This window comes from Mycolicibacterium novocastrense (genome assembly GCF_001499835.1).
Lineage (GTDB): Bacteria > Actinomycetota > Actinomycetes > Mycobacteriales > Mycobacteriaceae > Mycobacterium > Mycobacterium novocastrense.
Map to the genome: position 1 here is coordinate 104,393 of NZ_LQIH01000003.1, position 11,772 is coordinate 116,164.

The window sequence follows — 11,772 nt, forward strand, 5'->3', positions numbered from 1 at the left end:
CGTCCTACCATGTCGGGATGTGGGAATTCGCGGTGATACTGCTGCTGGTCGGTGCGCTGGTGCTGCTGGCCCGACCGATGCTGATGCGCCGTCGCGGTACACCGACTGACTGGCCGTCGGGTCAACTGCTGGTCACCGGCGTCAGCCCGCGCCCGACCGACGTCACCGGACCGCAGTACGTCACGATCACGGGCGTCATCAACGGGCCCACGGTCAACGAGCATGTCGTGTACCAGCGGCTCGAGGTCGACGTCGACGACTGGCCGTCGATGGGCCAACTGTTTCCCGTCGTCTACTCGCCGAAGAACCCGGACAACTGGCGATTCGCGCCGCAGGCCCCGCCACCGGGCGCCGCGCCGCCGCCGACGCCGCCGCCCTACTCCTGAACTTTGCACGCAGGGTCGTCAATCCGCGCCGACCACAACCGTCCGCGGCAAAACGAGCCGACGCTCAGCCGTGCCCGATCCTCAGCATCTCGGCCACGGTGGTCAGCTTCACGCGCGGTCGCCCGTGCGGTTCCCCCGCTGACCGCTCGTATTCGTCGATCAGCCGCCAGTGGTCATCGGTGACGACCTTCGGCTGCCGCTCGACCAGCCATTCGGCCAACCGCCGCGAATGGTTCTCATCGAACTCGGACAACTGCGCGCCGGCCAGGTCGGCGATCAGTGTGTCCACGGTCTCCTGCGAATCGCTCTTGTTGCTGCCGATGACGCCCGTGGGCCCGCGCTTGATCCAGCCGACGACGTACTCGTTGCGGCTGCCTTCGACGCGTCCGTGGGTGTGTGGGATCGTGCCGCTGCGCTCGTCGAACGGCAGGCCGGGCGTCGGCACACCGCGATAGCCGACGGCGCGCACCACGAGCTGGGCCGGCACTTCCTCGCGTTCCCCGGTGTCCTTGGCGACGATGCGGCCGTTCTCCTCGACCAGCTCGTTGCGGCCCAGCACGATCGATTCGACGCGACCGTCTCCCTTGATCTCTATCGGGGAGGTGCGGAAGCGAAAGACGATGCGCCGCTTGGCATTCTTCGGCGTCTGTTCGGCATAGCCGCGCAACACCTTGATGTTGTTGCGCACCGTCTTGCCCGCCGCCTCGAGGTCGTCCTCGGTGATGTCGGCGAAGTCGGCGGGGTCGATGATGACGTCGACGTCACCGAGCCCCTCGAGGTGCCCGAGCTCGCGCAACTCCAGTGTGGTGAACGGTGCCTGCAACGGCCCCCGCCTCCCGACGACGAGGACCTCCTCCACCCCGCGGTCGTGCAGCGATTTCAACGCGTGGTCGGCGATGTCCGTCGCGCCCAGTACATCGGGATCGGTGACCAGGATCCGCGCCACGTCCAGAGCGACGTTGCCGTTGCCGATCACGACGGCGCGACCGCTGGAGATGTCCGGTGCGATCTCCTCGAAATGCGGGTGGGCGTTGTACCAGCCGACGAAATCGACGGCGGCGACGCTGCCGGGCAGGTCTTCACCGGGAATCCCCAGCGCCCGATCCGATTGTGCGCCGACGGCGTAGATCACCGCGTCGTAGTGTTCGGCCAACTCGGCTGGCTGCACATGCTGGCCGACCGCGACGTTGCCGAAGAAGCGGAATCGCGGATCCAGCGCCGTCTTCTCGAACTGGGCGCTGATCGACTTGATCTTCGGATGGTCGGGCGCCACACCCGAGCGCACCAGCCCCCAGGGGGTGGGCAACATCTCGAGCATGTCGACGCGCACGTCTCTTTTCTGGCTGGCGTCGTCTTGGGAATCGGCGAACTTGAGTAACGACGCCGCGGCAAAGTAACCCGAAGGTCCCGAGCCGACGATCGCCACGTGGTAGGGGCGCATGGACACCTTTTGTCGAAGCTTCCTTGTCGCTGCCCGGCCTCGCGCAAGGGGCTGTCGCGTCGGGGCCGGCTGGTTACGCATCCGATGCTAGAACGCGGACGGGCCTCGTTGCCGCCAGTCGCGAGAACCGGCGTGGCTCGGCTCACGGGTAACCTGAACTCCCGTGGATCCTGACCGTCAAGCCGACCTCGCTGCCCTCGACTCCACCCTCACGACGGTGGAGCGGGTGCTCGACGTCGAAGGCCTCCGCGGTCGCATCGAGAAGCTCGAGCACGAGGCCTCCGACCCGAACCTGTGGGACGACCAGGTGCGCGCGCAGAAGGTCACCAGCGAGCTGTCGCACACCCAGGGCGAGCTGCGGCGCGTCGAGGAACTCCGGCAGCGCCTCGACGACCTGCCGGTGATGTACGAGCTGGCCGCCGAGGACGGCAGCGAGGAGGAACTGGCAGAAGCCGACGCCGAGCGGAGCAAGCTGCGCGAGGACATCGAGGCGATGGAGGTCCGCACGCTGCTGTCCGGCGAGTACGACGAGCGCGAGGCCGTCGTCACGATCCGCTCGGGCGCCGGCGGGGTGGACGCGGCGGACTGGGCCGAGATGTTGATGCGCATGTACATCCGCTGGGCCGAACAGCACGACTATCCCGTCGAGGTGTTCGACATCTCCTACGCCGAAGAGGCGGGGATCAAGAGCGCGACGTTCGCGGTGCACGCGCCGTTCGCCTACGGCACCCTGTCGGTCGAGCAGGGCACCCATCGCCTCGTACGGATCAGCCCGTTCGACAACCAGAGCCGCAGGCAGACATCGTTCGCCGACGTCGAAGTCCTGCCGGTGGTGGAGACCACCGACCACATCGACATCCCGGAAAGCGATGTGCGCGTTGACGTCTACCGGTCCAGCGGTCCCGGCGGCCAGTCGGTCAACACCACCGACTCGGCGGTCCGGCTGACCCACATCCCGACGGGTATCGTGGTGACCTGCCAGAACGAGAAGTCGCAGTTGCAGAACAAGGTTTCGGCGATGCGGGTTCTGCAGGCAAAGTTGTTGGAACGTAAGCGGTTAGAGGAGCGCGCCGAGATGGACGCCCTCAAGGGCGACGGCGGCAGCTCGTGGGGCAATCAGATGCGCTCGTACGTGCTGCACCCCTACCAGATGGTCAAGGATCTGCGCACCGAGTACGAGGTCGGCAACCCGGCGGCGGTGCTGGACGGCGACCTCGATGGATTCCTCGAGGCGGGTATCCGTTGGCGCAAGAGTCAAGATGATGGATGACGATTTGATCGCATTGTCCCTGGGGGAGGGCTTCTGGCAGGGCAACATCGGCAACTGGATTCTCGACCGCGGTGTGACGATCGCGCTGTTGTTGATCGGCGGACTGCTGGCTGCGCGGTTCATCAACTGGGCGGCGCAGCGGATCGTGAGCCGCATCGACGCCGAGTACCTGGAAAGCGATCAGCTGGTTCGTTCGGAGAGCACCAAGCATCGTCAGGCCGTCGCGTCGGTGATCTCGTGGGTGACGGTCGCCCTGTTGTTCATCATCGTGGCAGTGCAGATCACCGCCACGCTCGCGATCCCGATCGGGTCGCTGGTCGCGCCCGCGGCGGTGTTGGGCGCCGCGCTGGGCTTCGGTGCGCAGAAAGTGGTCCAGGACCTGCTGGCCGGTTTCTTCATCATCACCGAAAGGCAGTACGGCTTCGGTGATCTGGTGCAGCTCAGCATGGTCGGTGCGCCCGAGGAGTCGCTGGGGACGGTCGAAGAGGTGACCTTGCGGGTGACCAAACTGCGCACCGCCGAAGGTGAGATGTACACCATCCCCAACGGCAACATCGTTCGATCGCTGAACCTGTCGAAGGATTGGGCGCGCGCCGTCATCGACATTCCGGTGCCGACGGGGTCGGACCTCAACGAGGTCAACGAACTCCTGCACACCGTCGCGCAGAACGCAACCGAGGATCCCGAGCTCAGCGCACTGATGCTCGACGCGCCACAGCTGATGGGGGTCGAGAGCATCGGGCTCGAGACGGTGAATCTGCGGATGGTCGCGCGCACACTGCCGGGTAAGCAGTTCGAGGTCGGCCGTCGCATCCGCGTGTTGGTCATCGCCGCGCTGCGCCGCGCCGGGATCGTGTCGCCGACCGACGGTGCCACGCCGATGGTGGGCGCCATCGTCCACCCGGCGACAACCGACGGAGCCGAACACCAGACACAGGGCTCGGCGGAGCAGAAGAAGTGAGGAACTGGCTGACGGCACGTTTCGGCCGGATGCGGATGTCGACGGTGATACTCATCGCGGCGTTCGTTGCGCTGTTCTGGGTGAACCAGACGTTCGAGCCCAAGCCCCCCGAACCGCCACCCCCAGCGCCGGCGGTGGTTCCGCCCGGGTTCGTGCCGGACCCGAACTACACCTGGGTGCCGCGCACCAACGTGCGCCGGACCACCGAACCGACGACGACCACCACCACGACCACGACGACGACACCGCCGACGACAACCACCACCAGCCCGACCGAGACCCCGACCACGCCGACCACGACGGTGACCGACCCGGACGGCCCGGGTCCGCGGCAACCGATCACCCAGACCATCGGCCCCGAGGGGGCGCCGCCGACGACCGACACGCCGCTGGTGCCCCCGGTGCCGCAACTGCTGCCACCACCGGCGACGACTCCGCCCAGCTAGGGCGGCACCCTTTCACCGCTACACTGGCGACCCGTGATGATCACCCTCAACAACGTGACCAAGCAGTACAAGTCGTCGGCGCGACCCGCACTCGACAACGTCTCGGTCAAGATCGACAAGGGTGAGTTCGTCTTCCTCATCGGGCCGTCGGGTTCGGGCAAGTCGACGTTCATGCGGTTGCTGCTGGCCGAGGAGACGCCGACCCACGGCGACATCCAGGTGTCGAAGTTCCACGTCAACAAGCTGCCCGGACGCCACATCCCCAGCCTGCGCCAGGTGATCGGCTGCGTGTTCCAGGACTTCCGGCTGCTGCAGCAGAAGACCGTCTTCGAAAACGTCGCATTCGCCCTCGAGGTGATCGGAAAGCGCGCGGAGACCATCAACCGGGTGGTGCCCGACGTGCTGGAGATGGTCGGTTTGTCGGGTAAGGCCAACCGGCTGCCCGCCGAACTGTCCGGTGGCGAACAGCAGCGCGTCGCGATCGCCCGCGCGTTCGTCAACCGGCCGCTGGTGCTGCTCGCCGACGAGCCCACCGGCAACCTGGACCCGGAGACCAGCAAGGACATCATGGATCTGCTCGAGCGGATCAACCGCACCGGGACCACGGTGTTGATGGCCACCCACGACCACCACATCGTCGACTCGATGCGTCAGCGGGTCGTCGAACTCGAACTCGGCCGGCTGATTCGTGACGAACAGCGCGGCGTCTACGGAATGGATCGCTAGTGCGCTTCGGCTTCCTGATCAACGAGGTCCTCACCGGATTTCGTCGCAACGTCACCATGACCGTGGCGATGATCCTGACGACCGCCATCTCGATCGGCCTGTTCGGCGGCGGCCTGCTCGTCGTCCGGCTGGCCGACCAGTCCCGCAACATCTACCTGGACCGCGTCGAGAGCCAGGTCTTCTTGACCAACGACGTCTCGGCCAACGACCCCTCGTGCGACGCCGACCCGTGCAAGGCGCTGCGTCAGCAGATCGAGGACCGCGACGACGTGCGCTCGGTGCGGTTCCTCAACCGCGACGAGGCCTACGAGGACGCGATCACCAAGTTCCCGCAGTACAAGGACGTCGCGGGGCGCGACGCGTTCCCGGCGTCGTTCATCGTCAAGCTCGACGACCCCGAGCAGCACAAGGAATTCGACGAGGCGATGGTCGGCCAGCCCGGTGTGCTCAACGTGCTCAACCAGAAGGAGCTGATCGACCGGCTGTTCGCGGTCCTCGACGGCATCAGCAACGCCGCGTTCGCGGTGGCGTTGGTTCAGGCGGTCGGCGCGGTGCTGTTGATAGCCAACATGGTCCAAGTCGCGGCGTACACCAGACGCACCGAGATCGGCATCATGCGTCTGGTCGGAGCCAGCCGCTGGTACACGCAGTTGCCGTTCCTGGTGGAGGCGATGCTTGCGGCCTTGATCGGTGTGGTCATCGCGATCATCGGGCTGATAGTGGTGCGGGCGCTGTTCTTGGAGAATGCGCTGAACCAGTTCTATCAAGCGAATCTGATCGCCAAGGTCGACTATGCCGACGTGCTGTATTTCAGCGCCCCGCTGATGCTCTTCCTGGGGCTGGCGATGTCGGGGATCACGGCCTACGTCACACTGCGGCTTTACATACGAAGGTAGCCATGCCAAAACAGGGCGCCAAGAAAGCCGACCCGTCCCGGTCCAGCAACAACAAGGTCGTCGCGACCAATCGCAAAGCGCGCCACAACTATTCGATTCTGGAGACGTTCGAGGCGGGTATCCAGCTGGTCGGCACGGAGGTCAAGAGCCTGCGCGACGGGCAGGCGTCGCTGGCCGACGCCTTCGCCACCGTCGACGACGGCGAGGTGTGGCTGCGCAACCTGCACATCCCCGAATATCACCACGGCAGCTGGACCAACCACGTGCCGCGGCGCAACCGAAAACTGTTGTTGCACCGCAGGCAGATCGACCAGCTGATCGGCCGCATCCGCGACGGCAACCTCACGCTCGTGCCGCTGTCGCTGTACTTCACCGACGGGAAGGTGAAGGTGGAGCTCGCGCTGGCGCGCGGTAAAGAGGCCCGCGACAAGCGCCAGGACCTGGCGCGTCGTGACGCGCAGCGCGAGATCACCCGCGAGTTGGGGCGCCGCGCCAAGGGCATGGCCTGATCGCCGCCGGCTGATCAACTCGAGAATTTGCGCCGAGCCGCCATGAGCGCTTCGTTGCGTTTGGCATCATGACGAACGGAAAGGCGGGGAAGGCGTGTCGGTCAGGGGTCATCGTTGGCGCTACGGCGTCTTGGTGGCCCTGCTTTTGCTGGTCGTGGTGAACGCGCTGGCCCCGTGGGGATACGACCGCGCCGAGGCGGGAATGATCGCGGTGCAGGCGGTCCTGGGCGCCGTGATCGTTGTCCGCGGCTTCGTGGTTGCCCGCAAGGTCGACGGCCCGTCTCGATGGTGGCGAGTCCTCATCGCGGCTTCGTGCCTGAGCTGGCTCGTCGGTGAGCTGCTGTGGTGGACGGGGGGCGGCTCTGACCCCGGTCGCGTGGCGGGTGCGCGGGAGATCGTGGCGTATCTGCTCCCCGCGGTGCTCATCGTCGCGGCCGTGATCGTGCTCGGACGCGTCGGTGTCGGGCGCACCGGCACCCCCGAGGTTCCGGTGCATCACTATTCGCTCGTCGCCTTCGTGCTGGACGGGATCGTGGCGGCGATCTCGTTCTCGCTGCTGTCCTACCTGGCCGGCTATGGCGGACTGGCCGCAGCGGCGTTCCCCCGGTCGGACAACCCCACCATTCTGGTGATCTACTCGCTGCTGCAGTTGTGCACGGTGGTGGCGGGCGTGTTTTTCGCCAGCCTCTACCGGCCCGGCCGGCCCTACCGCGCGAACTGCCTCCTGCTGAGCGGCGGTGTCATGTTGCTCGCGGCCGCGGACCGGATGGTGGCCTACTTCCGAACCGTCGACGTGCAGAACGGTGACCTGTGGGGCGGTGGCGCATTCATCCTCGGGCTGATGCTGGTGATCTACTCACTCGCCGCACCGAGCCCGCAGTCGGAGGCCGGCGCGCACGCCGACGATCGGGTGATGGACTGGGTGCAGTTGATCCTGCCGTACGCCGGATTCGCCGGAATCGCAATACTTTACGGCTATCACGTGATGATCGGCCGAGAACTCGACGGGGTGCTCGTCGTCGGAGCGGTGGTGATGGTTGTGCTCGTCGCCACGCGCCAGGCCTTCGCGATGCGCGCGCAGCACAGGCTGACGGTGCGGCTGTTCGACGCTCAGCGCCGGCTCGCGCACCAGGTGCATCACGACGCGTTGACCGGGCTGCCGAACCGGTTGTTCTTCGGCAAGCAGCTCGAAACCGCCGCGTCCAGAGGCGGTTTCGTGTTGATCTTCGTCGACCTCGATGACTTCAAAGACGTCAACGACCGGTTCGGGCACGCGGGCGGTGACGAACTGCTGCGCGCCGTAGGCGAACGGCTCCGTCGATGCGTGCGGGATACCGACACCCTGGCGCGCATCGGCGGGGACGAGTTCGCGATCCTGATCAACAGCGACGCGGCGGCACCCGAAGTCGTTGCCGACCGCGTCCGGGCGGCGCTTCGAGAGCCGTTCGCCGTGCACGGCTCCAGTGTGCGGATCCGTGCGAGCATGGGCTTGGTTCGGCTGGAAGCCGACGAAGACAGCCAGACCCCGGACGATCTGCTGCGCAAGGCCGACCACTCGATGTATGAGGGTAAGCGCCTGGGCAAAGACATCGCCGTCGTCTACCCGTCGATGACCGGCCGGGCGGTGGACTTCCCCACCGCGTTACGTCATGCCGACGGCGGTGCGCCGGCTGGGTTCAGACTGGTCTATCAGCCCATCGTCCGGCTGCCCGAGGAGACTCCGATCGCCGTCGAGGCGTTGGCGAGGTGGACGGCGCCCGACGGCACGCAGATACCGCCCGAGACGTTCGTGGCCGCCGCCGAGGCCGCGGGACTCGGCGAAGCCTTCGACGCGATGGTGCTGGACCGGAGTTGCCGGGAAGTCTCATCGGCAGGCGTGCGTCTCGATCTGCAGGTCAACATCGGGGCGGCACGCTTGCGCGACGGCGGTTTCCGTGACGTGGTGGCAGCGACACTGGCGCGTTACGACATGGAGCCCAGCCGGCTGACGCTGGAGATCACCGAAACCGTGCCGATCGTCGATGTCGACGAGGCGGCCGCACAGATCCGGCGGCTCAAGGCTATTGGGGTCAACGTGGCCCTGGACGATTTCGGTGCCGGCTACAACTCGCTGACCTATCTGCACGCCTTACCCATTCAAATCGTCAAGCTCGACCGCAGCTTGTTGGCCGGGCCTGAACGCGGCCAGGCCGCCACGCTGTACCGGTCGGTGATCGCGGTGTGCGCTCCGCTGGGCCTGGAAGTGATCGCCGAGGGCATCGAGACCGCCGAGCAGGCCGAGATGGTGTTTCTCGCCGGCTGCTCGTTGGCTCAGGGGTATTTGTTCGGGTTGCCCGCGGCGATCGCCGATATTGCCGCCGCACCTCTGGCCGCTGACACACCGTAGCGCTGTGGGTTCTGTCCACGGCGGTCCGTGACGAGCGGTACGGTCGGGCGGTGAGCAGCCCCTCGCGTCCGGTGACGAAGCTCGACAAATCCGCGGTCCTCGATGCGCTGTTCGCGCAGTGGCGCACGATCGACGGATTGTTGGCGGGTCTGTCCGACTCCGACTGGGAGGCGGCGACGTCGCTGCCCGGCTGGACGGTGCACGACGTGACGGCCCACATGGTCGGCACCGAATCGATGTTGGCGGGTATGGACACCCCGGAGTCCGATGTGGACGTGTCGTTGTTCGAGCACGTGCGCAACGACATCGGTGTGCTCAACGAACGTTGGGTGCTTGCGCTGCGGACGATCAGCGGTGCGGAGCTGCTGGACCGCTTTCGGGCGATCACCGCCGAGCGTCGTGCGGCGCTGACCGCGCTGAGCGACGACGAGTGGAACCAGGTGACGGCGACGCCGGCCGGCCCGGACAGCTACGGCCGGTTCATGCGGGTGCGGATCTTCGATTGCTGGATGCACGAGCACGACATCCGCGATGCGCTCGGGCGGCCCGCATCCGACCCGACGGGCACGCCCGCGATGTTCGCGCTCGACGAGATGGCGGCCAGTATGGGCTTTGTGGTCGGCAAACTGGGCGGGGCGCCCGACGGTTCTCGGGTGTCGATCGTGCTGACGGGGCCTCTGGGCAGGACGATCAACGTCGCGGTCGAGGGGCGGGCCAAGTTGGTCGAGGACTTCGCCGGCGCCGAGCCGACGGCGACGATCACGCTCGATGCGCTGCTGTTCGCGCGGCTGGCCGGTGGGCGAGTCGCGTTGGATCACGACGCGATCGCTTACGGAGGGGATGAGGAGGTCGGCAGGCGTGTCGTCGATCACCTCAACTACGTGATCTGACCAGCGGTTTTGATCCGGCGCGGGCATAAATACGTGGTGTGCGGTGTTGTAGGTCGCGTAGGATGAAATGTCCTGCCGTACTTCGGCGGGCGCGTTGTTAGACAACTACACAGGGGCTGAACGGTTTCGACTTCGAGCGTCGAATCAAGGGAAGCGTGCCGGTGCAGGCAAGAGACCACCGTAAGCGTCGTTGCAACCAATTAAGCGCCGATTCCAATCAGCGCGACTACGCACTCGCTGCCTAAGCGACTGCGTGTCTGTCAGCCCGGGAGAGCCCTCGACCCGGTGTCTGGCATCAGCTAGAGGGATAAACCGGTGGGTCCGGTCGCGGGACTCATCGGGACATCAAACAGCGACTGGGATCGTCATCCTGACTTGTTCGCGTGATCAGGAGATCCGAGTAGAGACATAGCGAACTGCGCACGGAGAAGCCTTGAGGGAACGCCGTAGGACCCGGGTTCGATTCCCGGCAGCTCCACTGTGAACGGGGATGGCCAGAGCGCATTTCGCTCTGGCCTTCTTTGTTGCGGCCGCATGTGCAGCCAAGCCAAAGGCGTTTGCGTGTCAGGCCGTCCTACAGCGCCTCGACGTCGAACGGCCGGTCCAGCAGGGCGTGCAGTTTGCTCGCGATCGACTTGTCGACTGATCTCCGCCTCTGGTGGGCGAAAGTCGCCTCACGTCGGGATGAAGCCGATGCAAGATCGCGCGTTCGGCCGCGGTGCAGTAGCCGAAATGCCCGACCTCGGAGGTCAGCTCACGCGGTACAGAAAATCGAGCCGCGCCGCGACGGCGGGTCCCGTCGGCGAACAGTTCGATTTCCCCGCGTAACGCCCGCTGAGCGGCCCGCGTCAGATACCCAGCTTGAGGCTGGCGCCGGCATCCACGAACAACTGCTGCCCCGTCACATAACGCGATTCGTCCGAGGCGAGGTAGACAACGGCATGCGAGATGTCTTCGGGTTCGACATAGGGGATGGGCATCGCCTGCAGAACGGGAAAGACGAGTTCGGCATCCTCGCGCGACGGGTCCGTCAGATCCGGTCGGAACGTCCGGTACATCGGCAGGTTGTGCAGCATGTCGGTGTTCACGTTGGTCGGGTGGACCGTGTTGATGCGAACCCCGTGTGGCGCCATCGTGAGTGCGAGCGCCTTCGTGTATTCGCGGATCATCTTCTTGGCCATGCCGTACCCCGCCCCGCCGGGTCCCTGCGGTCCGCCGCCGGTGGCGAGATCCTTCTGCTCGACCAGGCCCGCGATCGATCCGGTGACGATCACGGACCCGCCCGGCCCGAGATGCTCGAGCCCGAGGTGAACCGTATTGACCACGCCCACGAAGTCCACGTCGAACGCGTCGATGAAACCACGGTACGGAATGTGGCTGCCCTGCGGGCAGATTCCGGCATTGGCGACGACGATGTGCAAGCCACCGAGTTCGGCGACGGCGTCGTCGAGCACCTTCTTCAGGGTAGGTCGGTCGCGGACATCCACCGCGGCCGTGACGACGCGTCGCCCCGCCTTATCGACCAGCGTCGCTGTCTCGTCGAGGTCGGCCGGGGTGGCCAACGGATACTCGTTGGAGGGGATGTCTGCGCATATGTCCAGGGCGATGATGTCGGCGCCCTCATCGGCCATGTGTACCGCGTGGCTGCGCCCCTGGCCTCGCGCTGCGCCGGTGATCACTGCCACCTTGCCTGTGAGACGGTTCATTCAGCTCTCCCATGCGCTAGGACGTCGGCCCACCCCGCTGGATGATAGAACACAGACTGTAAATCTGTCATACAGCTGACAGGCCTCGCCGCCGAACGGGCGTCAGGGCGCACACCGATGAGAAGGCCGGTACAACAGTTTTTTTCGCGACCATC

The 11,772-nt window shown here is 66.0% G+C and carries 11 protein-coding genes and 1 other RNA gene; 10 read left to right on the forward strand and 2 right to left on the reverse strand.

Annotated elements, in window-relative coordinates:
• Window positions 1–17: 17 nt before the first annotated feature.
• Entirely contained in the window at window positions 18–386 is a 369-nt protein-coding gene (locus tag AU072_RS04150; RefSeq protein ID WP_064412599.1) for a hypothetical protein, read from the forward strand.
• A 64-nt stretch (window positions 387–450) separates the two neighbouring features.
• Here AU072_RS04150 and AU072_RS04155 read toward each other — a convergent pair whose 3' ends face one another.
• Complete coding sequence (locus tag AU072_RS04155; protein ID WP_064412600.1) at window positions 451–1,827, reverse strand: FAD-dependent oxidoreductase; 1,377 nt, start codon at window positions 1,825–1,827, stop codon at window positions 451–453.
• A gap of 163 nt (window positions 1,828–1,990) precedes the next feature.
• Between AU072_RS04155 and prfB the strand changes: the two genes are divergently transcribed.
• From prfB to ssrA, 9 genes are all read left to right on the forward strand, one after another.
• Entirely contained in the window at window positions 1,991–3,097 is a 1,107-nt protein-coding gene (gene prfB, locus AU072_RS04160) for a peptide chain release factor 2 (RefSeq protein ID WP_064412601.1), read from the forward strand.
• Complete coding sequence (locus AU072_RS04165; RefSeq protein WP_407937584.1) at window positions 3,090–4,058, forward strand: mechanosensitive ion channel family protein; 969 nt, start codon at window positions 3,090–3,092, stop codon at window positions 4,056–4,058. Before prfB ends, AU072_RS04165 begins: the two co-directional genes overlap by 8 nt.
• Entirely contained in the window at window positions 4,055–4,504 is a 450-nt protein-coding gene (locus tag AU072_RS04170; protein ID WP_064412603.1) for an Rv3103c family proline-rich protein, read from the forward strand. Before AU072_RS04165 ends, AU072_RS04170 begins: the two co-directional genes overlap by 4 nt.
• A 36-nt stretch (window positions 4,505–4,540) precedes the next feature.
• The gene (gene ftsE / locus AU072_RS04175; protein WP_064346044.1) at window positions 4,541–5,230 is read left to right on the forward strand and encodes a cell division ATP-binding protein FtsE; all 690 of its coding nucleotides are present in this window, start codon (window positions 4,541–4,543) and stop codon (window positions 5,228–5,230) included.
• Window positions 5,230–6,126 carry a permease-like cell division protein FtsX gene (ftsX, locus tag AU072_RS04180; protein WP_064394402.1) on the forward strand — a complete coding sequence of 299 codons (897 nt, stop codon included), beginning with the start codon at window positions 5,230–5,232 and terminating at the stop codon, window positions 6,124–6,126. Before ftsE ends, ftsX begins: the two co-directional genes overlap by 1 nt.
• A gap of 2 nt (window positions 6,127–6,128) precedes the next feature.
• Entirely contained in the window at window positions 6,129–6,635 is a 507-nt protein-coding gene (gene smpB / locus AU072_RS04185) for an SsrA-binding protein SmpB (protein ID WP_064345948.1), read from the forward strand.
• A 133-nt stretch (window positions 6,636–6,768) separates the two neighbouring features.
• Window positions 6,769–9,021, forward strand: a complete 2,253-nt coding sequence (locus AU072_RS04190) for a putative bifunctional diguanylate cyclase/phosphodiesterase (protein ID WP_235629975.1) — start codon at window positions 6,769–6,771, stop codon at window positions 9,019–9,021.
• Between the two features lie 50 nt (window positions 9,022–9,071).
• Window positions 9,072–9,911 (forward strand): maleylpyruvate isomerase family mycothiol-dependent enzyme, encoded by an 840-nt coding sequence (locus AU072_RS04195; RefSeq protein WP_064412605.1) that lies wholly within the window; start codon window positions 9,072–9,074, stop codon window positions 9,909–9,911.
• Window positions 9,912–10,023: 112 nt separating this feature from the next.
• Window positions 10,024–10,392: a transfer-messenger RNA gene (ssrA, locus tag AU072_RS27470) on the forward strand.
• A 367-nt stretch (window positions 10,393–10,759) separates the two neighbouring features.
• On the opposite strand, the gene AU072_RS04200 is transcribed toward ssrA, so the two are convergent.
• On the reverse strand, window positions 10,760–11,617 hold the full coding sequence (locus tag AU072_RS04200) for a mycofactocin-coupled SDR family oxidoreductase (protein ID WP_064412606.1): 858 nt from the start codon (window positions 11,615–11,617) through the stop codon (window positions 10,760–10,762).
• Window positions 11,618–11,772 lie beyond the last annotated feature (155 nt).

Excerpts from the sequence above, each read along its gene's own strand:
- ftsE (WP_064346044.1), top strand. The coding sequence starts at position 4,541 with ATGATCACCCTCAACAACGTGACCAAGCAGTACAAGTCGTCGGCGCGA.
- AU072_RS04150 (WP_064412599.1), top strand. The coding sequence starts at position 18 with ATGTGGGAATTCGCGGTGATACTGCTGCTGGTCGGTGCGCTGGTGCTG.
- AU072_RS04200 (WP_064412606.1), bottom strand. The coding sequence starts at position 11,617 with ATGAACCGTCTCACAGGCAAGGTGGCAGTGATCACCGGCGCAGCGCGA.
- AU072_RS04165 (WP_407937584.1), top strand. The coding sequence starts at position 3,090 with ATGGATGACGATTTGATCGCATTGTCCCTGGGGGAGGGCTTCTGGCAG.
- smpB (WP_064345948.1), top strand. The coding sequence starts at position 6,129 with ATGCCAAAACAGGGCGCCAAGAAAGCCGACCCGTCCCGGTCCAGCAAC.
- AU072_RS04155 (WP_064412600.1), bottom strand. The coding sequence starts at position 1,827 with ATGCGCCCCTACCACGTGGCGATCGTCGGCTCGGGACCTTCGGGTTAC.